The organism is Bacteroides sp. Phil13, assembly GCF_001940965.1.
Taxonomy (GTDB): domain Bacteria; phylum Bacteroidota; class Bacteroidia; order Bacteroidales; family Bacteroidaceae; genus Bacteroides; species Bacteroides intestinalis.
Genome location: NZ_MSHA01000056.1, coordinates 54,331 through 80,418, shown reverse-complemented (window position 1 = coordinate 80,418; position 26,088 = coordinate 54,331). Strand labels below are relative to the sequence as shown.

Here is a 26,088-nt window from a genome sequence, read left to right as displayed (position 1 = left end):
GAATGTGCAATTACTGCAATAAAAATGATCGATTTTGCTTGGAGTTTACAAAAATAGTCGTATCTTTGCACCGCAATTGAGAAACAAAGCTACTCAATGAGAGAATTGAGATAGATTTCAAAGTGCAAAAGGGCAAATACCAGAGTGGCCAAATGGGGCAGACTGTAAATCTGCTGTCTTTCGACTTCGGTGGTTCGAATCCATCTTTGCCCACAAAAATTGCGGAAGTAGCTCAGTTGATAGAGCATTAGCCTTCCAAGCTGAGGGTCGCGGGTTTGAGCCCCGTCTTCCGCTCTTAGAGAGAATCCTGATAGTCAAATAATTAGCTATCAGGATTTCTCTTTTTTTATAGTCCACAAAACTACAAATTTAGGCGGTTTCAGAGGGTGCATGTAAACCAAGATGTAAACCAAAAACATCGCATGAATGCCTCAGTATCAATAGTTTGCTACAAGTCAAAGACATTATCTAATGGTGAAAGTCCATTAATGCTTCAAGTTTCTAAAAGTGGAAAGCGTAAATATCAGAGTTTAGGCATATCTATTAAGCCTCACTATTGGGACTTTACGAGGAATAAGCCAAAGCCTAATTGCCCCAATAAAGAGTATATTTAGAAGATAATCCTCGATAAGCAAACTGAACTTCAACTTGGTAAACGACAATATATTCAACTGAATAAAGACATATTCATGTTCAGTTATTTATGTGGTGGAATCAACTTCACAGATATAGCTAATCTAACAAAAGCCAATATTATAGAAGGAAAGAACATTACATCCGTCAGAAAACAGGCAAGTTAATAAAAATAGGGCTATCAGAAGAAGCAATGAAGATTATGAAGTGTTCGATACAGTCCCCAACAATTACTTTATGGATTTATACTTTATTGATACACAAATAAGGTTGAAATTATAATTCAAGCTCTCTTTTACAACAATTCAAGTATCTGCCTCTTATAATTAAGTATAAAGGAATGACCTTGTAAGAATTCGATGTTTAAGAGCCCAATATTGCGATCACCTATTATAAAATCTAATGTATACTCGTCCTTTCCTATCTTGAATGTAACATTTCTACATAATTCAGCAGTTTTAATAGATAATTTATTTCCTATGTCAGCTGTTTCCTTTTGAATTTGTTCAGGTTCTCCTACATATAAACCATGTTGGAGTTTATTGTATTTGCTTCCTGTATCAAAGGAAAATCGTGTTTTTTTTCCATTGACTTTACTATCTAAAATGATATAATCTATTGCCACGTCCGGATAGTCTAAATGATTTTTCCATTTATAAATAATCCCTTTTGCTTTATTGTTGAAATCATATGATTCGATAATATTTCTTTCCATATCAAATCTCCAAGCGCCTGATTTAAGGATAGCAGCCCCGATGATGAATTTGGGCGCATATTTTTGATAAATCCCTGTAAGGTTTGCGACTAAGCAACACACCTTGTGATATGTTTTTCCACAAAAGAATATTGAGTCTATAAAGGTACTTGAAATCTTATCTTTAGTTTGATTAACAGAAATAGTTTGCAGCTTATCTATTTTTATTTCACATGAATCAACAGCAAAAGTAGAATCAATTATACATAATGAGCAGCCTGTATCAATCATAGAAGGTATTGAGTGTTTTTTTGATTCATTAAACACTTGTGCGTCGGCATACATAAACTTATCTTTAAAGATAAGTTTTGACTGTGCTTTAGCCGTAATACAGGCTACAAACGCAAAACATAAGGATATAAAATACAACTTCATAATTATTTTGATAATATATTTTTTAAAATATCGCCTAAAATATCGCCAACCCAAGGTTGTTTGAATTTTTCCCGATAATAATCATGCTCAAATTTAAAGGCATCTTTATTGAATGTTCTTTTGAAATCGTGACGCACGCTGTCTCGATATTGTAAGATTAACCGATAATACAATGTAGAGTCAGTTGCAACATTAATTCCATCTTGTTTTGTAGTTATTGAGTCTTTGGCCGTATGTGTAGTAACAAGAGTATCTTGGATTGTACTTGTTACTAATGTATCTTCTTCAAAAGCTATATCCAGTGTGTCTTTATCTGATGTAAACGATTTATTCGTCTGCGCAAATACCCCCCGTTGCTAAGTGCAAGAATTAGTAAGATTGATATTTTAAGTACATCTTTCATACACCCTTTTTTGCAAAGATACAACATTCTAAAAATAGATGTTCCTTTTACCAGAAAAATAGAGGTATATCTATAAGTTCCAAGTTTTGGGACTTCAATAGAAGCATATCTAAATCCAACTGTCCTAACAAAGAGTAGATGTTATATGCAATGGTAGGAGAAGAATGCAAAAAGCTAAAAAACAAATATGCAAATCGGAAATAATTAGCGAAACACTTGACATCGCCTTCCCAATATCGTATCTTTGTATCATCCTTTTATAGATAATCTTTATTCAACTTTGCATTAAACTACATTTCACGGCATATAGGAACGGAGAAGCAACTGCTTCCCCGTTTTTTTATTCCCTCAACACAGCAGGCTCCGATAGCTCACAGTTATATAAGCGTGGGCTTACACTTATATAAGCGTGAGCCCACACTTGTACAACTGTAATGCCACACTCCGTTGTCTCCAATGCCACACTTCAACAGTTTAAGCATGTGGCATTCAACGGACTAAGATGTGGTATAGAGGAGAATAAAGTGTGGCATTTGCCTCGCCAACCACAGGCAAAAGATATCAGAAATTCACAATCACAAGACATTCGAGTCATGACACTCATCTTGGCAGTATTCCCGTTAATAATACATAAATTTGCTATTGACAAAAGGCAACGATTATCTGCCGGAATCAGTAAACATTATTTTTAATTTGAAGCAAATCACAATAAAGAATGTTTCATTGCGAGCAGAATAATTTCAGAAACATTCCCTCTTATTTCATAATGTTACTCCTATACTGCGTTGGCGTCAGATTAACCAACTGCTTAAACGTGCGATTGAAATGAGTGATCGAATCGAAGCCGCATTCCACAGCTATCTGCGAAATATCCATCTCTCCCAATGCTAACAACTTACAAGCATATCCCACACGCATTTCCATCACATACTGCAAAAGCGTCTTCCCTGTATTCTCCTTGAAATAACGACAGAAGGCGCTGGAGTTCATGCTCGCCATTCCGGCAATTTCATTCAATTTAAGGTTACGGGTGTAGTTATTGTTTATAAAGGAAATGATTTTATCAATCCGCTTGTTCCCCAGCGTAGGAAACTTTTCGTAATAATGCAGACTTGCCAGCGTCTTTCTTTGCGGACTGACCGCCAACTCCTGCAACAAATCCAGCAACCCGCTTATCTGATGAAAACCACTTAATAAAAGAAAGCCGGAGAGTAACTCCCCTACCCGGGTTGCATCCTGTTTCGGAAAGATGATGCCTCTCTTCGATTCCTCCAACAGCATTTTTATTTGCAGAAACTGAGGATAATAATCAAAGGAATACTGCATAAAGTTCTGCTCAAACTGAATGATAGTCCCTTGCACGCGTGAAGTGGCATTCTCCGAACCATAAATATCATTGCTCCTCATGTAATGGGGCAAATTAGTGCCGAACAGAATCACATCACCCGCAGAGAACTTCTCAATGCAGTCGCCTACAAAGCACAGACCATGACTCTCCTTTACATAAATGATTTCATACTGACTGTGGAAATGCCACGGATAAGTGAAACGATCATAATCGTAATACCGCGCCTTGATCGGATTCGACTCCGATATAGGCAACTTTTCATTTATAATCGGTCGGCGCATATATTCTGCAAAGCTTAATTCACACACAAAGATAGGAAAAGACAATAGAAATGCTACCGCATACATGCAAAAATCCGCATATATTCTGCAAATATCCATTTATCGCAGCATTATTTTTGCACGTATATTTGCAGTCAATAATCAGTTAAACTATTAATATATAAATGTTATGGAAAAAACCTGGAGATGGTTTGGTAAGAAAGACAAGATCACGCTCGACATGTTGCGACAGATAGGCGTGGAAGGAATTGTGACTGCCTTGCACGATGTGCCCAATGGTGAAATATGGACCGAAGAGGCAATCAACGATCTGAAGACCTATATCGAGTCTTACGGCCTGCGCTGGTCTGTAGTAGAAAGCCTGCCTGTTTGTGAGGCGATCAAGTATGCCGGACCGGAACGTGAGCAGTTAATAGAAAACTATAAAGTCAGCCTAGCAAACCTGGGCAAGTGCGGTGTGAAAACCGTATGCTATAACTTTATGCCCGTTATTGACTGGATACGTACGGATTTGCAACATCCTTGGGCAGACGGTACTTCGTCACTCTATTTCGACCGTGTTCGCTTCGCTTACTTCGACCTTCGAATCCTCGGACGCGAAGGAGCCGAAAAGGACTATTCCGCCGAAGAACTGGCAAAGGTTGCAGAACTGGACAAGACCATTACCGAAACAGAAAAGGATGATCTCATCGACACGATCATCGTAAAGACGCAAGGTTTCGTCAACGGAAATATCAAAGAAGGAGATAAGAATCCGGTGAACATCTTCAAGAAGCTGTTGGCCCTCTATAAAGGCATCGACCGTGATATGCTGCGCGAGAACATGCGTTATTTTCTCGCCGCCATCATGCCTGTCTGCGAAGAATATGGTGTGAATATGTGCGTGCATCCCGATGATCCTCCGTTCCAAGTGTTAGGTTTACCGCGTATTGTCACCAACGAAGCAGACATCGCCTGGTTCCTGAATGCAGTGGATAACCCGCACAACGGACTGACCTTCTGTGCCGGTTCCCTCAGTGCAGGCGAGCATAACGATACCCGTGAACTGGCAAAGAAATTCGCCAAACGTACTCACTTTGTCCACCTGCGCAGCACGGCTGCCATGCCCGGAGGCAATTTTATAGAAAGCTCGCACCTGACCGGACGCGGCCATCTGATTGACCTCATCCGCATCTTTGAGAAAGAAAATCCGGGACTTCCTATGCGCGTAGACCACGGACGGATGATGCTGGGTGACGAAGACAAGGGATATAACCCCGGATATTCATTCCACGGCCGTATGCTGGCATTGGCACAGGTAGAAGGAATGATGGCTGTAGTGCAAGACGAAATAAACAATTAAAAACTAATAATTAAATAAGGAGATTATGAACGAACAATTCAGTATTGCAGGTAAAATAGCCGTTATCACCGGTGCAGGTGGTGTATTGGGTGGCAGCATTGCCAAATGTTTCATGGAGCAAGGCGCCAAAGTAGTAGCCGTTGACATCCGTCAGGAACAACTGGACAAACGTGTAGAAGAACTGAAAGCTTACGGTGAAGATGTGATCGGCATCGTAGGTAATGTATTGGACATCGCCAGCCTTGAAAAATTGGCTGATGACATCGTTGCCAAATGGGGACGTATCGACATCCTGCTCAACATTGCCGGTGGCAATATGCCGGGTGCTACGCTAGCTCCCGACCAGAACTTCTTCGACATGGACGTTACCTGCTGGGAGAAAGTGACTAATCTAAACATGAACGGAACCGTTTATCCTTCTATGGTATTCAGCAAAGTGATGGCCAAGCAAGGTAAGGGGTGTATCGTAAATGTATCTTCCATGGCTGCTTACAGCGCTATCACCCGCGTTCCGGGTTACTCGGCAGCCAAGACAGCCGTTGCCAACTTCACTCAGTGGCTGGCAAGCGAACTCGCACTGAAGTACGGAGACGGCATCCGTGTGAATGCTATCGCTCCGGGTTTCTTCATCGGTGACCAGAACCGTGCCGTGCTTATCAATCCTGACGGTTCGCTGACAGACCGCAGCAAGAAAGTTTTAGCCAAAACTCCGATGAAACGCTTTGGAGATATCAACGAACTGAACGGCGCCGTACAATTCCTGTGCAGCGATGCGGCAAGTTTCGTGACGGGTGCATTGCTGCCGATAGATGGCGGATTTAGTGCATTCAGCGGAGTATAATTATCCTTGCTATTCAAAAGCATTTTCAATTTTATCCCAAAAAGCTGCTTCTAAGAGGCAGCTTTTTTTATTGATAATAAATATCTTTGTAGCAATTTCAATTTAACCTATACACTATTTCAATGAAAAACGAACCTTCTACCCATGTCCTGGGCTTGGCTCATCCTCCTATTCCCGTTGTACGCATCGGACTCATAGGCTTAGGCAATCGCGGATTACTCACACTGGAGCGTTATATGCTCATAGAACACGTAGAGATCAAAGCTTTGTGTGAGATACGCCCCGGAAACCTGGCAAAAGGACAAGCTCTACTGACAAAAGACGGACATCCCGCCGCAACCGGTTATACCGGAGAAAACGGCTGGCAACAGATGTGTTGCAACCCTGATATCGACCTCATCATTATATGTACGGACTGGCTGACGCATACCCCTATGGCCACCTACGCCATGAAGCAAGGCAAGCATGTCGCCATCGAAGTGCCCGCCGCCATGACCGTAGCCGAGTGCTGGCAACTGGTAGACACCGCTGAACGCACCCGCCGCCACTGCATCATGCTGGAAAATTGTTGCTATGATGCCTTTGCCCTGACCACGCTGAATATGGCAAGACAAGGTCTGTTCGGTGAAATCATGCACGTGGAAGGTGCTTATATACACGACCTGCGCTCCATGTACTTCAGCGATGAAAACCAAGGCGGTTTCCATAACCACTGGAACAAAGCTTACTGCATGGAACACACCGGAAACCCCTATCCCACTCACGGTTTAGGTCCCGTATGCCAGATCCTGAATATCCACCGGGGCGACCGTTTGAATTACCTTGTATCCATGTCCACCCACCAGGCAGGAATGACGGAATATGCCCGTCGCACTTTCGGCAAAGAATCCCCCGAAGCACAACAGGCTTACCTGTTGGGAGATATGAACACCACCCTCATCCATACCGTCAAGGGAAAAACCATCCAACTGCAATACTGCACCGTCCATCCGCGCCCTTACAGCCGTTCGCACACCATCTGCGGCACGCGAGGCTTTGCACAGAAATACCCGGTAGCCACAATCAGTCTGGAAGATGCGCATAGCGGAGGGAGGCTCGGTACAGCCACCGGAGAGACAGCCAGCACAACCACCGAAGAACTCTTGCAACGCTATCAACATCCTTTTACAGCTACCATTGGCAAAGAAGGCACCCTCAAAGGTGCCCCAAACGAGATGAACTATATCATGGATTACCGCCTCATCTACTGCCTGCACCACGGACTTCCTCTGGATATGGACGTTTACGATGCCGCCGAATGGTCGTGCATCACCGAGCTTAGTGAGCAATCGGTACTGAATGGCAGTCGCCCGGTAGAAATACCCGACTTCACGCGGGGCGCATGGAAGACTTTTCCCAGCGTTTCAAGACAGGAAGAGAAACAGATAACACTCTAATAACCATAGCATTGCATTTACCGATTATTTTTTTCTTAATGTAAAAGCATTTACCGCAGGATGTAACGGCCTTTACATCATATTGTAACGACCTTTACATCGGTATGTAACGACCTTTACATCGGCATGTAAATAGAGTTACCATGTGGGGTTAATAAAGTTACCCCAGCATGTTAATAAAGTTACCATTTGGAGTAATTGGTACTTTGCCTACATTAATTCAACTATAAACTCGCATTATTAATCTTTTTCGCTTATATTTGCAATGTACTTCACGACGGAGTACATTTTTTAGAATTTAGTTTAGTCTCCATACTGAAACTGCAACTTCAAAAATGGACAAGCCTAAACTGAAGGGCCATTCGTATGTTCAATAACTTACGATATGCGCACCTATTCAGTTTATTAGCTTGTCCGGGTTGTTGCAGACCTCAGTAGGGATAGTAAACTGTTTTAGGTGCGTTCCTTTTAACAGTATTGAACATGCAAACACCCATTATCAAATACTACAAAGTACTCACGAGACAAAACTCCCGATGGTACAAAATAATCTTGCTTATACAACAAGGAAAAACATCTGCCATGTATATTATAAAAACGCAGGATCGTGAAGTGCTTGAAACCCTCAGTTCAACATGCCTCAAAGAAGTAAGAGACAAAATACAGTTTGTCGGTAATTTAATACTCGGCAAGCATCAGTCCAGTCCTATCTATCTGGCATTCTATTGCAGATTTATTCATTTAGAGCATCAGCATTACTCATGCACAATGAAGAACTATCACATAAACTACATATTATAATTCAATTTCAAATACTATGAAATACTCATCACACCCCTGCAACAGAAGAAAACGAAATTTCTTCCTCTTTATACACATTGCCGCTTTCTGCATATACATGACATTGATTCTGGTACTTGCGATCCTTCGTGTTACGTTGGAAGAAAAATACATAGTGATAAATTCACTTCAAAAACAAATACAACAGTATAAAGAAATACCCACTACTCCCCTATCTCACGAATACAGGGAATGGTGGGATGAGTATGGCTTAAAAGACGATCATCGCTAATTTTATCTTTCAAAGCTTACCCATCCTTTAGAATATCTTTGAGCTGTTCAGTCCGGACTATGCCATACAGACTCCAAGGATTGATGCTGTAAGAAGATACTCTAACTGTTTACATCTGCAAAAAAACGTTCCTTTTCCTTGCATACTTTAAAAAGATGCATTACTTTTGCCGCCGTTAAACACAGTATTCACCCCTTTAAAACTGAAAGAAAGGGACTAATTTATGTTAGAACTATAATATCTCAGCCAGGACTAAGTTGACTCATCGGGATGATGGGGCTTTGCAATTTTCTTGATTAGTCCTACAATCACATTTATAATTTTATTATTATTCACTTCAATGCAGTGGACAGATAGCGTTGTATCTATCATCATCCCTCATGCATTGGGTACAAAACGCATATTGCACTGCCCCGCTTTGAGGCGGGCAGCCCATGCCGTATGCATACACATGAAAAAGAAAATATGGGAATACGATTAAAAGATTTAAGTAAGCTGGGATATAGAGACAATGTAGCACGCAGTCTGGTAGTAGCCATCGTTGGCAAACATTGCAAGCACCAAAGCAAAGAACAGATTATCAAGACACTGAGCGACGTACTGGAAAACCCCGATACTTATAAAGAGAATGAGACATGGGGCAAACTGGCCGAACACCTGTCCCCCACGCTCATCGAAAAGAAGTTCACAGCATACGACTTGCTCGACGAGCCGTTGCCCTATAAAACCTATGGCGGCAAGTTCATAGAAACCCTCGCCAAACAGCAGATGAACTTGGCCATGAGGCTCCCCGTCAGCATAGCCGGGGCACTGATGCCCGATGCACATGCCGGATACGGTCTGCCCATCGGTGGTGTACTCGCCACGGACAATGCCGTCATCCCCTATGCCGTAGGGGTGGACATCGGTTGTCGGATGAGTCTGACGGTGTTCGATGCCAAAGCGGATTATCTGAAAAGATACTCGCATCAGATAAAAGAGGCACTGAAAGACTACACCCACTTCGGCATGGAGGGTGGTCTGACCTTTGCACAGGAGCATGAAGTGACAGAACGGGAAGAATTCCGTTTAACACCTCTTCTGAGGGACTTGCACGGAAAGGCCATCCGCCAGTTGGGCAGCTCCGGTGGTGGGAATCATTTCGTGGAGTTCGGAGAGCTTTTTCTGCAAGGAGAAAATGTGCTGGGACTGCCCGAAGGCAATTATATGGCATTGCTGTCACATTCCGGTTCGCGCGGACTGGGAGCGGCTATCGCCATGCATTATAGCCGGATAGCCCGTGAAGTCTGCAAACTGCCGCGTGAAGCGCAACATTTTGCCTGGCTCGGCCTGGACTCGGAAGAAGGACAGGAATACTGGATGAGCATGAACCTAGCGGGCGACTACGCCCGTGCCTGCCACGAACAAATCCACCTAAACCTATCTAAAGTTCTGGGCCTGAAGCCAATGGCGAACGTGAACAATCACCACAACTTCGCCTGGAAAGAGGAGATTGCACCCGGACGCACCGCCATCGTGCATCGCAAAGGAGCCACTCCTGCACAGGCAGGGCAACCGGGACTTATCCCCGGAAGTATGGCAACTCCCGGTTACCTGGTAGCAGGCCGGGGTGTGGAAGAGTCGTTATGTTCCGCTTCGCACGGTGCCGGACGAGCCATGTCGCGCCAGAAGGCAAAGGAGAGTTTCACCCAGTCGGCCATGAAGAAATTTCTCTCGCAGGCCGGGGTCACACTGATTGGGGGCAGCATCGAAGAGATGCCGTTAGCCTACAAGAACATAGACCGGGTGATGCAACCTCAGGAGACATTGGTAGAAGTGCAGGGCAAATTCATGCCGCGCATCGTAAGGATGAATAAAGAGTAAGAGGCTAGTATTCAGGAACCACTGATTTAAAGTAGATGAATGATTTAAAAAGAAAGGAGTAACTTATGTTATCAGAAAAATATGGTCGCACGTATCATTACCCGTTTTCTCCCGGAACGACCAGTGACGACCGCATCAACCATACGTATTGGGAAGACATTCAACAGATAGAAACCCTGATACATACCGAAAAGCTGGACGGAGAAAACAATTGCCTAAGCCGCTACGGTGTATTTGCCCGCTCGCATGCAGCGCCTACCACCTCACCGTGGACCAGGGAACTGCGCGAGCGTTGGGAACTCATGAAAAACGACTTGGGGGACATCGAGATATTCGGTGAAAACCTGTATGCCATACATTCGATAGAGTATCGCAAACTGGAAACACACTTTTATATGTTTGCCGTGCGCTGTCTGGATCAGTGGCTGTCGTGGGAGGAAGTGAAATTCTATGCCGCTCTGTTCGACTTGCCTACGGTGCCCGAATTACGAGTGGAAACGGTAGAAGGATTGACGCGGGAAGCGTTGCAGCGGCAAGTTGTCAGTCTGGCACAAGAGCCGGGTGTGTTCGGGACACTCGATCCGCAAACAGGCGCAGATTGTACCCGCGAAGGTGTAGTCACCCGCAATATAGGTGAATATCCTGTAAGTGAATTTGCCCACAACGTATTCAAGTACGTACGCAAGGGGCATGTGAAGACCGATGAGCACTGGACACGCAATTGGAAGCGTGCCCGCCTCATCTGGGAAATAGGAAAGGAGGAATAAAATGAATTGGAAACTGACAGATAATAAAAATTGGGACTCACTGGAACAACAGTTCCGGTGGGTACAAGATATGAACTTCGTGATGCAGCACCATTTGCATCACGAAGAAGGTAGTTTGGCCGTGCATACCCGCATGGTACTGGAAACATTGCAGCAACAACCAGAATATCGGGCTTTGCCCGCACAGGAACAGGAAATATTGTGGACGGCAGCTTTACTTCATGATGTGGAGAAACGTTCTACTTCTGTAGATGAAGGAAACGGTATTATCACTTCCAAGGGACATGCCAGGCGTGGGGAATATACAGCACGCACAATTCTTTACAGGGATATTCCTACCCCGTTTCATATCCGGGAGAACATTGCTGCGCTGGTGCGTTATCATGGTTTGCCGGTTTGGATTATGGAGCGGGAGAATCCTGTGAAGAAGCTGTGCGAAGCATCTCTCAGAGTGGATACACGTTTACTGAAAATGCTTGCTGTGGCGGATATTCAGGGACGTATCTGCAAAGATAAGCCTGCATTGATGGAAGCTGCCGAGTTATTCGAGATGCTTTGCCGTGAACAGGATTGCTGGGGAAAGGCACGAAGCTTTGCAACGGGTCATGCCCGCTTTCAGTACTTTCAAGCGGAGGATGGGTATATAGATTACATTCCGCATGATAATTTCCGGTGTGAAGTTATTTTATTATCCGGTTTGCCGGGAATGGGGAAAGATCATTATATCCGTACATTGCCGCAGGATATTCCTGTGATAAGCCTCGATGCTATCCGGCGAAAGCATAAAGTTAGCCCTACGGATAAGGTTGCCAATGGCAGGGTAGTACAGGAAGCGAAAGAAGAGGCTCGCAATTATCTGCGTAAACAGCAGGGCTTTGTATGGAATGCGACCAATACTTCAAAACAAATGCGCTCGCAACTGATTGATTTATTCATTACTTATGGAGCCAGAGTGAAGATTGTCTATATCGAAAAACCGTATGAGGTATGGAGGAAGCAAAATCGTGAACGGGAATTTATGGTTCCGGAGGCGGTACTGGATGCAATGCTCGGGAAGCTGGAAATTCCGCAGTTGGGGGAGGCACATGAAGTGGTGTATTCTGCCTGATAGTAGGTATTAGCTACTGATAGTTTAGATACATCACTCTTTGTTTATCAATTGTTCCATTGCATTAATAAAGGCCTCAGCCCGTGGACGAAGTGTATTTACCAAAGCAAGATCACAATATGCAAAGTCACTATAATCACTTGCCTGACGTTTTTCAAATAGAAGACTAAAGGTTGCGCCATGATCTAAGCTCAAATGCCCGGTGCGAACAAAATGCATAGAAAGTTGTGTCTTCACGCCATTATGTGTATTGGCTTCTATCTTACTGCCTAACAGCAATGCAGAAGCAGCATAATAGCAGGCATAATAAAGACGATTAACGGCTGCATTATAATAACCGCCTGCAGTGTTATAATCAGCTTCTTTCAGGGTTTCGTAAGCACGTTCCAAACGATAATTCACAATGGCGGCACGACTTTCGGAATCAAGTTTTTCTTTCATAACACGATCCCTTCCTTCATTACATTGATGCTGAATGGGGTCGTGATTCTTTCCCATACACGACGCAATACTACCATCGGACTGATAATCACCCCGGTCTCCACTTCCACTTCATACAAATGACGGGTAATCTCCAATTCACGTTCAGGTGCCAAATGATCACCATCCAGCAATATAAGTAAGTCTATATCCGAATCTACCTGTGCATCTCCCCGAGCTTCGGACCCATAGAGAATGGTCTTTGCATCAGGAGCAATGCGATGCACTACTTCTGCAATCCGGCGAACAATATCAGGTCGTTTCATAACTTAATCTCCTATTCTCTTATTACACGACAAAGATAACAATGTTTTCGGAAATACAACTTACTACAATACAATACTTACCGAGAAATACGGCGCTATATGGAAACAAGGATCATATTCCCTCCCCATCGCCTTAAAGAACGCTGACAAGCTTCTGCCATCATAATAAGCATTGCGTACCGCATTTATCCCCACCATAACAGGCAAAGAAATGTGCTTGGAAACCTTGAATTCAGGACGGAACCCTACCACAATGTACTGGTGCGTAAAAATCTTATCATCAACATTCAACTCTGTCAAAACCATCTGCCCACCCATTTCCGTAATGAAACTGATGCTGAACGATATAATGCAGGAAGCGCCATAGGATAACCGAAAGCATTGTTCAATGCCAAACCCGCACCCAGTTCCAGATTAGGGAATATACGCCTGACAAAGACCAATCCCGCACTTCCCAATACGTTCCGGAAACGTAAATGCGAATAGCCTACACAAATTTAATCAGCAAATAAATTTTAAGTCCACCCCTCACGAACAATAACCTTTTGAACAAGTATTCAAAAAATTAGATTTATCTTTGCGCCGATTTACGGCCAAAACACATTTATCATGAGAAAGCTTGTTAAATTAGTTATAACCCATACTTGCGTATAAAGTCAGATGAAGAAGATTGTAAATGTCCCGTCAAAGCAAAGCCTTCTCCGGGAAACGAGAGATTATGTAATGATCGCCCTTGGATTAATTCTTTATGGTATAGGCTGGACAGTATTTCTGTTGCCCAATGACATCACCACCGGAGGAGTACCGGGTATTGCTTCTATTGTTTATTTTGCCACAGGCTTCCCTGTTCAATATACGTATTTCAGCATCAACTTAGTCCTACTGTTGCTCTCTATCCGTATTTTGGGATGGAAGTTCAGTATCAAAACCGTATTTGCCGTGTTCACACTAACATTTTTCCTGTCCGTGATACAGAAACTGGCAGAAGGAGTGGTGTTGCTGCACGACCAGCCTTTCATGGCGTGTGTCATCGGTGCATCCCTCTGCGGAGGCGGCATAGGCATCGCTTTTTCTTCCAACGGTAGTACAGGTGGAACAGATATCATTGCCGCTATCATCAACAAATACCGTGACATCACGCTGGGGCGTGTAATGCTGATTTGTGACCTGATTATCATTTCTTCCAGTTACTTTGTATTGAAGGATTGGGAAAAGGTAGTTTACGGTTATGTAACCTTGTACATTTGCAGTTTTGTTCTGGATCAAGTAGTGAACAGTGCCCGGCAATCCGTACAGTTCTTTATCATCAGTGAGAAATACGATGAAATAGCCCGGCACATCAATGTATATCCACACCGGGGCGCCACCGTCATCAATGCTTCCGGATTTTATAGCGGTAAGGAACAGAAGATGTTGTTCGTACTTGCCAAAAAACGCGAATCAACGATTATATTCCGCTTGATAAAGGATATAGATCCAAACGCATTTGTATCACAAAGTGCGGTAATCGGAGTATACGGAGAAGGGTTCGACAGAATAAAGGTGAAGTAGCTACGAGTTACGAGCTACGAGCAACAAGTCCCTTTCGGAATAGAGCAGTGCGCAGCTACTCGTTACTTGTAGCTTGTATCTCGTAGCTTGTAACCACCTTCTTTCCAGACATACACTACAGGGCGGCGGAGATACGGCTTCAGTTTCTCTGCCGCTTCTTTATCCATATAGTCGGTAGTTGTAAAAGTAAAGGTCAGTGCATTGTCCTTTGCAGAAAGTTCGGCTTTCATCAGCAACATATCTGCCTTTTCGCCGGCATCTCTCACTTCATAATCCATCACCGTATCGGGTAATAACAGGAAATCTTTCATTACAGGAGGAGTGAGGAAAGAAGAAGCAGGCAATTCCTCCCAACCGGTGGTATAGAAATGGACATCACTGTCACAGGCAGGAGCACAAGCTGTAGATACGGTACAAATCACTTTCGTACTGTCGCTCGTAGCCAGCAGTTTCATCTGCCAGGAACTTTGCGGTGTCATCTGGATACGGATGTAGTCGGAAGCAAGCTCCGTCATTTCCGATTTACCACCAAAACGGTTCGTTACTTCCGCTTTCATCTTACTTTCAAGGAAGTCGATAAAGTCGGCACGGTTCACGGCAGTAAGCAACGGGCTAAGGCTATCGGGCATATTTTTGAAAAAGGTTTTAGCTTCCTGGGCCTGCAGAGAACACATCCAGACACAAGCCAAACACAAGAACATTGTCAATTTCTTCATCATATTATTTTTCTGTTATTCTTATTTTGCATTTTATTACCTCAACGCACTCTTCAGAGCCAGGAACATATCTCTCCAAGAAAACGTGCATCTGTTTCATCAAAGGTATTCAGGCTTTCACTATCTATATCGAGCACGCCCCACACCTCGCCATTCTCACGAATCAACGGAACAACAATCTCCGAGCGCGACAACGAGCTGCAAGCTATATGACCGGGAAATGCATCGACATTGGGCACTACCAACATCTCCGTCTTAGCCCATGCCGTGCCGCAAACACCCCGTCCTTTTCGGATACGTGTGCAAGCTATCGGTCCTTGAAAAGGCCCCAATACCAGTTCTTCTCCTTTCACCAAATAGAATCCCACCCAAAAGAAGCCGAAAGTTTCTTTCAGTGCAGCCGAAACATTAGCCAGATTGGCTATAAGGTCATTTTCACCTTCAATCAGGCTCTTTATCTGGGGCAGCAAGGTCTGATACTTTTCAGCCTTGCTGCCGTTGCTGATGCATAAATCTTCTGCCATAATTATACTCCTAAATACGCTCATCAATTCTTAGCTTCCGGCTCATCTTCCGTACCACCTTCAAATCACATATTTATTTAGGACAAAGATAGAAAATAAAAATGAGACTGAGAACAGAATAGAAAAAGCACACAGTTTTATTTCGAGTCTCGCACGCATCGGATCGGTCCTGCCACCGACTTTACATAATAAAAATAGAATTGGTATTCGAATATATGGAACAGACCGGCATCCTTATGGATATGCAAAATGTTCACTCGGTTATCCGTGTCCGTGGTTGCATTATGGTAGTTCCCACAACTGTTTGTACGAAAACCTCCTCCATCACCTACACGTGTTCCCTGTGTCGGGAAATAAGAAGTCGGACCGTCTTTCCACTTCTGCATATACATATTCATTCCATATCCATCCGAAAATTTATCATCATAATTGATACCACTCATAGATCCGGGATTGAGCCCCGTATTTGTAAACTCGAACCACAATTCACCCGAGGCAACCCTCCAGCCTGTAGGACAAGGGTCGAAAATAGATTTTTCCGTTCCGTAGTTATCGTATATATGTACATTATTAGTTTGGTTAATCGTATAAGCCTTCATTCCCTCGGAAGCCGGCTCCAGTCCACCCCAAAGTTTGTTATCGCTTTCTCCTATTGGACACCAGTCTCCATTATTGAAATAATTGCTCTTTTGTTGTACGTAACTTTCATTTCGGTTAACATCGTTCGTTCCAGTGATAAAAACCGTGGGATTGGCGATGGCGTGTCTGACAGCTCCGGTCAGGGTACTCCCAATTACCGAATGGAACAGCTTGTTTTCATCTGTGCCAGATGTCTTATGTACTTCAATCTGGTTGGAGTTGTCATAATGCAGATCTGTATGTTCGTCATTATAATCATGATGTTCGCTTACAACATTGCGTAAAGGAGGGAACGGATCTTTTCGTCCCCATTGATACAACATGCCGAAAGCCTGCGTCATTTCATCCGGATACCGATGGAGACCAGTTCCTATACCTTTCTGATTCTCGGCCAATGCACCGAGGTTACATGACATGACGGCATAACCCTGAATACGCGGCTTCTCAGGATAGATACCATTATTATCCCAGTCGTATGTGTAATAAGTAACAGCCCTGCCGAGATTATCCGGCTCGTGGTCTGTAACCCAGATGTGCCAAGACCACAGAACGTCTCCCTTGCTATTGTAAGCACCGATCAAGGCATTACCTTTCTTTTGCGTTCTAACATAAATTTTCTGATGAATGTCGCCTGTGTTCTCACCGAGTTGCACCAATGTTCCATTTGTATTATCACCAATGCAGTCTTTGGTCTGCCAGATAATGCCGACACTGGCTATTTTCAGATTCTCGTCATGAGGACTTAAATAGTCTGCAAAATTATACCCGCCTCCTGTCTCTACACGGTAGTAGGGCTCGAAAGACAGAAAACCGTTTGGTTTTACTACAAAGCAGTTGGACGATGGATTATTCTGGCCTTTCTCTCCTGTAATAGTCAACGTCATGCGATAAACCTGATTACGTTGTATATTAAAATTATTAAGTGAGTTTCCTCCGGGATAAGCTGCATAGAGATATTTTTCACCACCTATTTCAGCAGTTACATCTACCACAAGTGCATTAGAGGGAGCTGCATCAGACTTGTTTCCGCCCTGATTTTCTATTTCCCCTTGCAGATTTTCAGGAACATAAAAAACAGCCCATTCTTTATCTTCACTCTTTTCCAAGTCCGAAGCAGCAAAGGCTATGGAACTGAATGTCGTTCCATCAGGAAATGGAACCGCATTCATCGGCTCTCCATTTCCATCGCCGGCAAAGGTTTCTATCCGGCAAATATTCGGAATTTGCCTTACGTTGACATTGTTCAGCTTCATCTCTGCCTTCAGCATCTCTACCTTTACTTTAAGTTTGGCATACATACGCGTAACCGGTACTGTAACCGTAATGCCTGTTGTTACTTCCACCTCCTCACTTGCTCCGACCATTGGTATCGACACCTTATCTATTGAACGTAATGGGAAAGCGGTAGGTAAAGTTTGTTTCTTCAGTTGTTCCAAATTCTTAAACTTCTGCCATGAAGTATCCGTGTCATCGTTAGCCCAGTTGTCATACCCCGTATTGGTTACAACATATACGAAGGACGGAATTCCGGCTTTCAGATATACAGGCAAATCTTGCAACATTATCTGGTCAGTGATAGTATAGTAACGCGGCTTTATCAGCAGTTCTTTCGTAACTGCATCATACTGAAACACCCAAATATTGTGTACCTCTTTTTCTTCCGAAGTCTCATTCTCAGGTATATTGCTCGGTATAGATGCCCTTGTCTCTGCTTGTGCTTCAACGGCAAATGTATTGACCGACAAATCCAATACGGCTTTCGTCAGTTCTCCCTCATTAAGGACTGGACTGTTTGTTCCATTTGTCTCCGGATGCAGTTCTTCCGTACAACCCTCTATTGTGATAATTACCAACAGAAGTATGAATAATAAGAAGTAGTGTTTCATATCAGTCAAAAGTATATTCGTTATCATAAGCATATTTCCATTCTTGCACGTTCACCATGAGTCTGCTATCTCGGACAGTAATAGTGAAACGGTAAAGATTGTTGCGGGCAATGTTGAAACGCTTGGCATTGTCGTTGCTATCCGTCTTTCCGCTCTCGTCATAATTCGCGAAATAAACCCTATGCGGTTCGTCCTCATCAGTCTGAGCATCGAACCTTACTTCAATACACGAGTATTTGTCGCCCGCATCGATGTTCCGGTATTCGGACAGGTAGGCAATCCATTTCTCATATTTATTTCCGCCAGTATCCATCCATTGGCTTGCAAAGCGGAAATCTTGTATTTTTTCTTCCACATCGTTACCATCTTCCACAAGGTGTAAACCACTAACGTAATCGCTGTTCCACTCACCACTATGATCGTAATCGTCCTGCGAAAAAACATCTTTCGGAGCACAATATCCCTTTTTATTATAGCGATGAATCTTCACCTCACTAAACGATAAATCAAAATGTTCGTCCGTCTTAAGTATCACCTCTACCTTTGCCACTGCACGGAGCAAAGTGACAGGCTCAGGCAGCAATGTAACCTCTCCAACCTTAAATTCTATATTATTGTATTCGTGAACACCATAAAAAGGAACTAGTCGTTCCGGTCCCAACTCGAAAGAAGAAAAACTGCCAAACTGCCCCCATTCGGCGTCGCAGACATCCGCAAGTAACGTTTCTCCAGCCTGCATTGTATCGTCACCATACTGCGGCCAATTGGCAAGCACAACCATCTTGAAATTTTTATGATTAACCAAAGATGTAGGCGCTTTGCCAAGCACACTATAATCCCTGTAATCGCTTCCTTCAGTCACCACGAAGCCATCCAGTTCAAAACGGGCGATGAACTTATTATCGGAGGTAAAGAAATAAATCCTGTAGTTATTGTTCTCTACATCTATGTAGTTCTCATAGGTTTCTCCAACCTTATAACCTTCATCTGTCTCCAAACTCCTTATAGGTAATCTGAAACCGATACTAAGAGCTGTTCCCCTATCGGATAGGCTGAAGTTCTCCGTGTCATGGCTACACGAGGTACCCCACAACACAAAAAGTGCCAGAATCCCCGTGACAATATATCGTACTACATTCTTCATTCGCATTCCTCCTATCACAGTTCACTGTTTTGCAGTACAACTTTCCAAGAATTGATATAAATATAGGTATCGAGCCAGTGATCATCTTCATCGAGGAAGAACACCATGTCATGCATGTCCTGCCTGTCGAGATACTCCTGATCGTCCATATTTCGGTGATAGAAGCCCTTCACTAGTAAAGCATAGTCGATAAGAGGGATGGAGAAAACCGTTTTTCCCGTTTCTTTATTGGACACGGTGAGCCGTGTCGCCTGCCCTTTCACAAGACGCGGCACAGTCAGTTCGGCTATAGCCGCACTGAAGGCGGCGCGAGATGTGGATCGGACAGCTTCGGAGCGGGTGTCCATACCAACTTCCCCGGCGTCGGTGTGCCATGCGTAGAAAGTCACCAGTTCATCGGGCAACAACGTGTTGTCCCAGTCCATACTTCCGTTAGTGTCGGTGATGGTGAAGACAAACTTGTCTTTGTCCACAGCCTCTCCCGAAAGGTGCTGTAACACCACTCGCACATTGTTGGTGTTCTTTACCAACGGTACAGTATAAGTGTACGTACCTTCGGTTTTACCGAACGTCTGTTTCGTCAGCCACCCATAAAATAAGCGGTCAAGATCTTCGGCAACAAATGCTTGGTTCCCAATATCACGTTGCCTCTCAAGTGTACAGGTCAGTCCCTTACCGACAGTTGTTTCGGGTATCGAAAAAGAACCTTTGTTAGTAGTACCACACCAAACAAGTAAGTCGTATTCGCCCGGTTCTACATCTACAGTCATGGCATAGCCATCGGCTGCAAGGGCTTCTCCTTGTTCAGTACGTTGCCAAACCACCCTACCATCGACATCAAGCAGGTAAAGTGTCACGACATTCACCTCGTGAGCAAAAGCATCGGCAAACTTCATGTTGTAATCATAACAGAACTTCACACGGTAATTCACTGAGCAGTCACCCTCACCGTCATAGATTAAGCCGTCGCAGGCATATAGAATCGGAGTCCAAGCGATAACTGCCAGTAACTTTCCGATTGTTTTTCTTATGTAAGAGCGTATATCCATTTGACTTAAATTGTTATATTTTATATATGCTGCGGAAAATACCGCAGAGAATTTTCATTTTCGATGGGAAATGGCAAATATACCTTTTCCGGTTCCGTCCTCTCTTTGCACCGGAACGGAAGTGCTTTTCTAAAACCATTCCATGTGGAAGTCCCTCATGGAATGGTTGTTTAGAAAGACAACGTTTTTTTCATAAAGAATTAAAGTTCAACATTTTGGCTAACAATCTTCCAAGATAGGATATTAATTTTTGCCCCAACGTAATAAATGTCACCATCCGGATCGTCACCGGGAACAATTTTTTCGTCTCCATCAAAAATTCCCTTACCTATCTTCTCTAATTTGTCAACGGTAACTACGTAGTGGTGATTACGCACCACACCATATTTGGCTTCCGGAATAATTCCATTTTCCGTAATAGCGCCATTGTTGAGGTGCTCAATGGGAATGTTGTAGTACATCAATCCACCGTTATAAGCGGTAGCATCTGCGGAAGCAGTGGCCAAATTATCATTAAGAGTGGTAATGATTTGTTCTGAGTAAGCGGAGCCGTCTCCTGTATATAATGAGGCTCCATTCTCATTCGTAAATACCACTTTCACTTTCCCATCGCCCACATTCTCCAACTTCACATACTCTTTACCAATCTGAGTATATTTTGTGTTGCCTTTATCATCTTGACCATCTTCATACCACACGTTCAGTTGATTTTTTGTCTGCAGTACGCTGAGCACGTATTCGAGGAAGGAGTCTTGTTTGAAAAGCACACCATTGTAACGTACGAGGTCAAGTGCATCTCCGTTTACATCGCAAACCTTGGCTTTCAACAGAATACTCGTAACGGCAGAAAAAAAATTGGTAGTAACAATGGCACTTGTATTGGTGTTCTCTGCACAATAGGCAGAAGTCCCCAATTCAGTTAAGCCATCTTCCAAATCGACATAGTTCAGATATTCGGAATTGCCTGAAACTGCTGCCGCATTTTCAGGATATCCGGAAAAACCGTAGTTGAATGACTTGCCCCAGTGGCTACGGTAATCGATTGTTCTATTCCACATAAAGCCCAAGTCATTATCTGCCCAAGCAATATCTATGTTCTTGACCATGTGCGATTTCTTTGCTGTAGCATTCAATTTCCATCCGAGCAATTCCACATAAAGGTCTTCCGAAGCGACATTATCGCTTCCGGCTGAGTTGTCTTCACCTGCCACAGTGACTTTTATCGGATAACGCCCATTTTCATCCTTTTCGAGTTCACCGGACACATTCAAAGTTACCTTGGCCGCCAGACGCTCTACATATACGGTCACCGTATTAGTAATCGCACTCACATCCGTCATCGGCTCAAGAGAAAAATTTTCCTCTTTAACTTCTGTTACGAAATACTTTGCCCGATTGGTGTCGGTGTAACTTGTAGTGCTCATGGTAAAGTAATTGATAGTACTGTTATTGATTGTTTCCGGATAATAAATACCTTCCGCATTATTATCCGCAAGCACTGTCTGCATTTCGTCAAGCGTTTCCCCATACACGAAATCATTCGGTTTGTTGAGCACCGCTACCATATACTTAGGATAGTTCTTCTTGTCCATTCCCTTCAGTACCACAACGTTATTACTTGTAAATTCAATGTTTCCGGCAGGGGTGGTTACCGAGGCGTTACCATTCGTCCAAACATCACCTTGTGTCACAAATACACCATCTGCATCATAAAAATAGAAGTAGGCATTTTTTACGGACTGCTCGTTTGTTCCGTACTCAAAGTCACCTTCTTGCGCTCTTGTAAGAGAACCTGCATCAGCAAGGCGGACATTAATATACGCCTCACTTCCTGCGAAAACATTCGGTGTATCATCCGGAATAACTCCTAATTCATCATTCGAACATGCACACAATGCGGTACACACGAACAAACCCAAAAATAATTTATTCATCTTCATCATTTTTTGTAATCTAATTTTGTTAATAATATATTTTCTCGTTAACGTCTTCCTTTTTCAAGCTGCTCAAGCGTAATGCCAGCCTGTTCTAATCCGAGCGATTTCGCCTCGTTCAAGTAACGTCGGGCACTGTCGTAATCCTTTTGCCGGATGGCCAGTGCTCCCCGTGCATAAACAGCCTCGGGCGAATCATCTGCCTTGGCAAGATAACGCTTCGCGCTTGTGAGGTCACCGCGGCGCATGGCAGCGTTGGCAGCATTCAGGTTAGCAATAGTGTCATCCGGAAACATGCGTACCGCTGTCTCGAATACCTCAGTGAACTCATCCGTACCGGGTTCATACTCTTGTGCAGCGAGATAGAACTCATTCAGATCCAGTTTTTGCGGTCGCTCACACATGATTCGTTTTATCTCCTCCACATCGCTGTAACTGCGGATAGTATAGGCTATGCGATAGTCAGTGTGGCGTAACGCAGGATAACAGTTCTGTAACAGGAAACTGTATTCCATCGGATAATCACGTTTTATTTTCCACTCTTTGGCATCCGGCTCCAAATTACCGTCTATCAAAGTGACTATTTCCGCACGATGTGCAAGGTTCGACCGTTCCACGTAGTAACGCAATCCTGCCCAATCCTCCGGTTCGTAATCGGTCGTTATTACATCGCCTTCAAACCGGTAAAGTTGCTGTATGTATCTCTTCAATGCGGCAGTACGCCCGATAGCCAACTCTTTGTTATGCGCATAAGAACCTTCAGGCGAAGCATAACCTTTCAGCCATACTGAAGTGATAGTTATGTCCGTATCGTTTCGCACGGAGTCAATTGATGACTGTATTTTCCCAAGTTCGGCGGTGTTGCGTCGATAGTCCGGATAAATCATCGTTTGATCCACCGGAAAGTCGATGAATGCTGAGCCTTCGAGCGAATCCCTTTTTTCAATCTGCCCTTGCGGACGTACATATACCAGTTCAGGGAAAAACGCCTCTGTGTATCGTCCAAGCATACCGACCTGTTCTGCCAATAAAGTATTGCAACATCCATAGTCGCTACGATGTAGCAACAACACGGAGCCGTTCATCCATTCTGCATACGGTACTAAATTGTGGTATTCAATGGTATCAGGCTTCTTCGAGACTTTATAACTCTTTTCATCTTTACCTGATAACATGCTCTCTCCATTACGTACATAGAAGTAATAACGCTGTCTGCCGTAAACCCCTACCGATTGCAGGGCAAGCGAGTCGTTATCATTAACTAACCATGGCGTAAGAAGTACAGCACGATTTTCATCCACATCAAGCCCTGACAAATCCCAAAGCATGTCTATGGCAATGTACCCTCCATTACGTTCCATTTTAAGATTTTCCACGGAAACACCATCCACGATGTCCTGTTTCCGCATATCGATTGCGATCTGTGCTTCCGCTACCACAACCATGCCCCAAAGGGCTACTAGGATATATAATATCTTTTTCATCTTGTACACGATTAAAATACATAAACAAGGTTGATTGCCGCTTTCGTCGGTCCCACATAATGGTGTGGTTTGTCCGTTTCTATCCTCTTACCGCATCCTAAACACTGGAAGCGGTCATAGCGTGTATAGGAATAACCAAAACCAATTTCCGCCTCAAGATTCCAATGCCTCCCCAATATCCACGCATAGCCATAAGCGATACCCGCGCCAACAAACCATCCCTGGTAACGGGTATCCTTTAGTTTACGAGCATCCGTACCAAGGAAATTGATTTTTCCGTCAAAACCTCCGATGTTATACTGTCCTCCATGAATGTGAGTACCTACAAAGTGCCCCGAGAAGCGATCGCAGAACCAGTATCTGACTTCAGGTTGAATAGCCCAATGTTTCCAGTGGCGATTGTGCGAAAGCATCCATGCATTGAACTGTCCCGTAACATCTAAAGTCCATTTAGAGGCGAGTCCTATTTCTATTCCCAAATTCGGATTCAAGAAAGCATCCGCCAGAACATTACTTTTGACAGCCACGTTCTGAGACTTGACACTCTGCGTCATGCCGGTAATGGTAACTACCAGCAAAACAAATATCCGTTTCATAATTCTATTGTTCATATTTTATGGCTATAGTTAATTATTACATTCCAAATTTTACAGTCTTTCCTTATATAGGTACTTTCAAGAGAGCAGCCACGGTACCTCGCTTTCTTTCCGCACAAAGGAACAATGTATTTGTTATCGCATCATGCCAAAACGTATAAATCATATTGGCAAAATCGTAATGGACATTATACGCAAACTGCAATTTTGTATCGGACATGTCAAATCATCAAATCCAGAGTCATTTTTTAAGTGTACGGAGCCATTATTAACAGTTGCAATACCTATAAATGCAGTAAATTAGGCTATCTTTGTATATTACAATGTCGATGTGTATATCACTGTCTACCCAAACAATTTTAGTGTACCGGAAAAAGCCAGTGGAAATACACACTTGAAAAGAATAATTTGAATTCGATTAATATGGGAGCATTTGTCACATACAGCAACTTGATGACCTATATTTTACCAATATTTTGTTCGGCCATATGCTCGGTCTTTACCTTATTATTGACATGGAATTATCGCAATCTAGCCGAAAGGAAATTAAGGTGGATCGTGAGCATTTATTGTATCCTGATAGCCATATGGTGGTCATCTGCTTTATGGCATACTGTCTCTGATGAGCCGATATTCCTTCCGGTCGATATACCTTTTGCCTTGTCGTATATCTATACTCCCATATTGTTCTACAACATTGTTTATAATCTGACTTATTTTGAGGATAAAAGAAACTTTCCCATACTGAATTACCTTTGGCCAGTCCCTACATTGGTAATTATCCTGATAGTGGCAACCTGGATATCGCCTCCCAAGGGAGAGTTTTTTACCGGCTTATCGTTGTTCGAAGAATATACGGCGCTTTTCATATCCGACTTTTTAGTGCGGTTTATCACAGCGGTAGTCTATATTGTTCCAACCGGACTATTGTTATTGCGGCATTACAAGCGAACAGTACTTCAAAAAACCGATACAGATCGAAAATATCTCAGTATAAAATCATCGCGTTGGCTCATCGTGTTTTTCATACTTTCCATCGCTATATTGCTAATCGCTTTTTTGTCTTCGTTGGTTGGTCCAAGCCAATGGCTTATCCGGCTGAACGCATTATGCATTATGGCTCAAGAGATATTGCTTACATACCAAATCATCCGCAGGCAATATCTCTCTTACAAAATATCTGATTTGTTTCCAGCCTACGAAAAGAAAACCGAGAACAACAACCCGACCACCCAACAGCAGCCTGCGCCGAATAATACGCACGGACTATTGAACAAGAAGGTGTTCGAAAACTATTTGTCTCAACAAAAGCCATACCTCAATCCCGATTTCAAACTGACTGACATGGCCGAGATAATGGGTGTAAACCGTACCGTCATGTCCAACTTTATCAATCAAACGTATGGTATGAATTTCAGGCGTTATCTAAACCTGTGCCGGATCAAAGAGTATCAGGCACTGATAGTGCATCCTTCAAACAAAGGTAAAAATCCGTATCAGGTAATGGCCATGGCGGGATTTAAAGATTCCAGACATTTCCAGCGTGCGATTCAACTGGAAAATATATATAAAGAACAGACTCACAAAGAACCATAA

Annotated in this window: 21 protein-coding genes, 2 tRNA genes and 3 pseudogenes; 13 read left to right on the top strand and 13 right to left on the bottom strand. The window is 43.4% G+C overall.

What is annotated here, in order from left to right:
• Nucleotides 1-130 precede the first annotated feature (130 nt).
• The 4 genes and pseudogenes from BWI44_RS11130 to BWI44_RS22380 all read left to right on the top strand — a co-directional run.
• Nucleotides 131-213: transfer RNA gene (locus tag BWI44_RS11130), tRNA-Tyr, on the top strand.
• Nucleotides 214-221: 8 nt separating this feature from the next.
• A tRNA-Gly gene (locus BWI44_RS11125) sits at nucleotides 222-294 on the top strand.
• A gap of 128 nt (nucleotides 295-422) precedes the next feature.
• A pseudogene (locus BWI44_RS11120) lies at nucleotides 423-841 on the top strand (hypothetical protein); the annotation flags it as partial.
• Nucleotides 826-915, top strand: a pseudogene (locus tag BWI44_RS22380) (putative polyvalent protein kinase domain-containing protein); the annotation flags it as partial. The pseudogenes BWI44_RS11120 and BWI44_RS22380, both read left to right, overlap by 16 nt.
• A gap of 13 nt (nucleotides 916-928) precedes the next feature.
• On the opposite strand, the gene BWI44_RS11115 reads toward BWI44_RS22380, so the two are convergent.
• Entirely contained in the window at nucleotides 929-1,762 is an 834-nt protein-coding gene (locus tag BWI44_RS11115; RefSeq protein ID WP_195209231.1) for a hypothetical protein, read from the bottom strand.
• A 1,159-nt stretch (nucleotides 1,763-2,921) separates the two neighbouring features.
• Complete coding sequence (locus tag BWI44_RS11110) at nucleotides 2,922-3,893, bottom strand: AraC family transcriptional regulator (RefSeq protein WP_117707327.1); 972 nt, start codon at nucleotides 3,891-3,893, stop codon at nucleotides 2,922-2,924.
• A gap of 70 nt (nucleotides 3,894-3,963) precedes the next feature.
• On the opposite strand from BWI44_RS11110, the gene uxuA reads away from it, so the two are divergent.
• From uxuA to BWI44_RS11075, 7 genes are all read left to right on the top strand, one after another.
• Nucleotides 3,964-5,136: a mannonate dehydratase gene (gene uxuA, locus BWI44_RS11105; RefSeq protein WP_286813460.1), complete on the top strand. Its 1,173-nt coding sequence runs from the start codon at nucleotides 3,964-3,966 to the stop codon at nucleotides 5,134-5,136.
• Between the two features lie 25 nt (nucleotides 5,137-5,161).
• Nucleotides 5,162-5,977, top strand: coding sequence for an SDR family oxidoreductase (locus BWI44_RS11100; protein WP_044533066.1), 816 nt, complete (start codon nucleotides 5,162-5,164; stop codon nucleotides 5,975-5,977).
• A gap of 122 nt (nucleotides 5,978-6,099) precedes the next feature.
• Nucleotides 6,100-7,413 carry a Gfo/Idh/MocA family protein gene (locus BWI44_RS11095; RefSeq protein ID WP_195209230.1) on the top strand — a complete coding sequence of 438 codons (1,314 nt, stop codon included), beginning with the start codon at nucleotides 6,100-6,102 and terminating at the stop codon, nucleotides 7,411-7,413.
• 817 nt (nucleotides 7,414-8,230) lie between these two features.
• A complete protein-coding gene (locus tag BWI44_RS11090) occupies nucleotides 8,231-8,485 on the top strand; it encodes a hypothetical protein (protein WP_130070058.1) in 255 nt (84 codons plus the stop codon).
• Between the two features lie 465 nt (nucleotides 8,486-8,950).
• Nucleotides 8,951-10,348, top strand: a complete 1,398-nt coding sequence (locus BWI44_RS11085) for an RtcB family protein (protein WP_117707325.1) — start codon at nucleotides 8,951-8,953, stop codon at nucleotides 10,346-10,348.
• 65 nt (nucleotides 10,349-10,413) lie between these two features.
• The gene (locus BWI44_RS11080) at nucleotides 10,414-11,115 is read left to right on the top strand and encodes an RNA ligase family protein (RefSeq protein WP_117707324.1); all 702 of its coding nucleotides are present in this window, start codon (nucleotides 10,414-10,416) and stop codon (nucleotides 11,113-11,115) included.
• A gap of 1 nt (nucleotide 11,116) precedes the next feature.
• A complete protein-coding gene (locus BWI44_RS11075) occupies nucleotides 11,117-12,223 on the top strand; it encodes an AAA family ATPase (protein ID WP_118477346.1) in 1,107 nt (368 codons plus the stop codon).
• A 33-nt stretch (nucleotides 12,224-12,256) separates the two neighbouring features.
• On the opposite strand, the gene BWI44_RS11070 is transcribed toward BWI44_RS11075, so the two are convergent.
• The 3 genes and pseudogenes from BWI44_RS11070 to BWI44_RS11060 form a co-directional block, all read right to left on the bottom strand.
• Nucleotides 12,257-12,664 (bottom strand): HEPN domain-containing protein, encoded by a 408-nt coding sequence (locus BWI44_RS11070; protein WP_007666624.1) that lies wholly within the window; start codon nucleotides 12,662-12,664, stop codon nucleotides 12,257-12,259.
• Complete coding sequence (locus tag BWI44_RS11065) at nucleotides 12,661-12,969, bottom strand: nucleotidyltransferase domain-containing protein (RefSeq protein WP_007666625.1); 309 nt, start codon at nucleotides 12,967-12,969, stop codon at nucleotides 12,661-12,663. The genes BWI44_RS11070 and BWI44_RS11065 overlap by 4 nt, the downstream gene beginning before the upstream one ends.
• Nucleotides 12,970-13,032: 63 nt before the next feature.
• A pseudogene (locus BWI44_RS11060) lies at nucleotides 13,033-13,412 on the bottom strand (DUF6268 family outer membrane beta-barrel protein).
• Between the two features lie 217 nt (nucleotides 13,413-13,629).
• On the opposite strand from BWI44_RS11060, the gene BWI44_RS11055 reads away from it, so the two are divergent.
• Nucleotides 13,630-14,520, top strand: coding sequence for a YitT family protein (locus BWI44_RS11055; protein WP_007666636.1), 891 nt, complete (start codon nucleotides 13,630-13,632; stop codon nucleotides 14,518-14,520).
• 62 nt (nucleotides 14,521-14,582) lie between these two features.
• On the opposite strand, the gene BWI44_RS11050 is transcribed toward BWI44_RS11055, so the two are convergent.
• From BWI44_RS11050 to BWI44_RS11015, 8 genes are all read right to left on the bottom strand, one after another.
• A complete protein-coding gene (locus tag BWI44_RS11050) occupies nucleotides 14,583-15,239 on the bottom strand; it encodes a DUF3256 family protein (RefSeq protein ID WP_044532682.1) in 657 nt (218 codons plus the stop codon).
• Between the two features lie 50 nt (nucleotides 15,240-15,289).
• On the bottom strand, nucleotides 15,290-15,760 hold the full coding sequence (gene msrC / locus BWI44_RS11045; RefSeq protein ID WP_195209229.1) for a free L-methionine (R)-S-oxide reductase MsrC: 471 nt from the start codon (nucleotides 15,758-15,760) through the stop codon (nucleotides 15,290-15,292).
• A gap of 137 nt (nucleotides 15,761-15,897) precedes the next feature.
• The gene (locus BWI44_RS11040; protein WP_195209271.1) at nucleotides 15,898-18,285 is read right to left on the bottom strand and encodes a DUF4906 domain-containing protein; all 2,388 of its coding nucleotides are present in this window, start codon (nucleotides 18,283-18,285) and stop codon (nucleotides 15,898-15,900) included.
• A 1-nt stretch (nucleotide 18,286) separates the two neighbouring features.
• Nucleotides 18,287-19,429 (bottom strand): FimB/Mfa2 family fimbrial subunit, encoded by a 1,143-nt coding sequence (locus BWI44_RS11035; protein WP_195209228.1) that lies wholly within the window; start codon nucleotides 19,427-19,429, stop codon nucleotides 18,287-18,289.
• A 14-nt stretch (nucleotides 19,430-19,443) separates the two neighbouring features.
• Complete coding sequence (locus BWI44_RS11030; protein ID WP_195209227.1) at nucleotides 19,444-20,478, bottom strand: FimB/Mfa2 family fimbrial subunit; 1,035 nt, start codon at nucleotides 20,476-20,478, stop codon at nucleotides 19,444-19,446.
• A gap of 200 nt (nucleotides 20,479-20,678) precedes the next feature.
• Nucleotides 20,679-22,418 carry an Mfa1 family fimbria major subunit gene (locus BWI44_RS11025; protein WP_195209270.1) on the bottom strand — a complete coding sequence of 580 codons (1,740 nt, stop codon included), beginning with the start codon at nucleotides 22,416-22,418 and terminating at the stop codon, nucleotides 20,679-20,681.
• 41 nt (nucleotides 22,419-22,459) lie between these two features.
• A complete protein-coding gene (locus tag BWI44_RS11020) occupies nucleotides 22,460-23,896 on the bottom strand; it encodes a DUF3868 domain-containing protein (protein ID WP_181982212.1) in 1,437 nt (478 codons plus the stop codon).
• Between the two features lie 11 nt (nucleotides 23,897-23,907).
• On the bottom strand, nucleotides 23,908-24,507 hold the full coding sequence (locus BWI44_RS11015; RefSeq protein ID WP_007666647.1) for a DUF3575 domain-containing protein: 600 nt from the start codon (nucleotides 24,505-24,507) through the stop codon (nucleotides 23,908-23,910).
• 408 nt (nucleotides 24,508-24,915) lie between these two features.
• Here BWI44_RS11015 and BWI44_RS11010 point away from each other — a divergent pair, with 408 nt between their 5' ends.
• Nucleotides 24,916-26,088, top strand: coding sequence for a helix-turn-helix domain-containing protein (locus tag BWI44_RS11010; protein WP_195209226.1), 1,173 nt, complete (start codon nucleotides 24,916-24,918; stop codon nucleotides 26,086-26,088).

Coding starts and splice junctions, on each gene's coding strand:
- BWI44_RS11115 (WP_195209231.1), bottom strand. CDS start 1,762: ATGAAGTTGTATTTTATATCCTTATGTTTTGCGTTTGTAGCCTGTATT.
- BWI44_RS11110 (WP_117707327.1), bottom strand. CDS start 3,893: ATGGATATTTGCAGAATATATGCGGATTTTTGCATGTATGCGGTAGCA.
- uxuA (WP_286813460.1), top strand. CDS start 3,964: ATGGAAAAAACCTGGAGATGGTTTGGTAAGAAAGACAAGATCACGCTC.
- BWI44_RS11100 (WP_044533066.1), top strand. CDS start 5,162: ATGAACGAACAATTCAGTATTGCAGGTAAAATAGCCGTTATCACCGGT.
- BWI44_RS11095 (WP_195209230.1), top strand. CDS start 6,100: ATGAAAAACGAACCTTCTACCCATGTCCTGGGCTTGGCTCATCCTCCT.
- BWI44_RS11090 (WP_130070058.1), top strand. CDS start 8,231: ATGAAATACTCATCACACCCCTGCAACAGAAGAAAACGAAATTTCTTC.
- BWI44_RS11085 (WP_117707325.1), top strand. CDS start 8,951: ATGGGAATACGATTAAAAGATTTAAGTAAGCTGGGATATAGAGACAAT.
- BWI44_RS11080 (WP_117707324.1), top strand. CDS start 10,414: ATGTTATCAGAAAAATATGGTCGCACGTATCATTACCCGTTTTCTCCC.
- BWI44_RS11075 (WP_118477346.1), top strand. CDS start 11,117: ATGAATTGGAAACTGACAGATAATAAAAATTGGGACTCACTGGAACAA.
- BWI44_RS11070 (WP_007666624.1), bottom strand. CDS start 12,664: ATGAAAGAAAAACTTGATTCCGAAAGTCGTGCCGCCATTGTGAATTAT.
- BWI44_RS11065 (WP_007666625.1), bottom strand. CDS start 12,969: ATGAAACGACCTGATATTGTTCGCCGGATTGCAGAAGTAGTGCATCGC.
- BWI44_RS11055 (WP_007666636.1), top strand. CDS start 13,630: ATGAAGAAGATTGTAAATGTCCCGTCAAAGCAAAGCCTTCTCCGGGAA.
- BWI44_RS11050 (WP_044532682.1), bottom strand. CDS start 15,239: ATGATGAAGAAATTGACAATGTTCTTGTGTTTGGCTTGTGTCTGGATG.
- msrC (WP_195209229.1), bottom strand. CDS start 15,760: ATGGCAGAAGATTTATGCATCAGCAACGGCAGCAAGGCTGAAAAGTAT.
- BWI44_RS11040 (WP_195209271.1), bottom strand. CDS start 18,285: ATGAAACACTACTTCTTATTATTCATACTTCTGTTGGTAATTATCACA.
- BWI44_RS11035 (WP_195209228.1), bottom strand. CDS start 19,429: ATGAAGAATGTAGTACGATATATTGTCACGGGGATTCTGGCACTTTTT.
- BWI44_RS11030 (WP_195209227.1), bottom strand. CDS start 20,478: ATGGATATACGCTCTTACATAAGAAAAACAATCGGAAAGTTACTGGCA.
- BWI44_RS11025 (WP_195209270.1), bottom strand. CDS start 22,418: ATGAAGATGAATAAATTATTTTTGGGTTTGTTCGTGTGTACCGCATTG.
- BWI44_RS11020 (WP_181982212.1), bottom strand. CDS start 23,896: ATGAAAAAGATATTATATATCCTAGTAGCCCTTTGGGGCATGGTTGTG.
- BWI44_RS11015 (WP_007666647.1), bottom strand. CDS start 24,507: ATGAACAATAGAATTATGAAACGGATATTTGTTTTGCTGGTAGTTACC.
- BWI44_RS11010 (WP_195209226.1), top strand. CDS start 24,916: ATGGGAGCATTTGTCACATACAGCAACTTGATGACCTATATTTTACCA.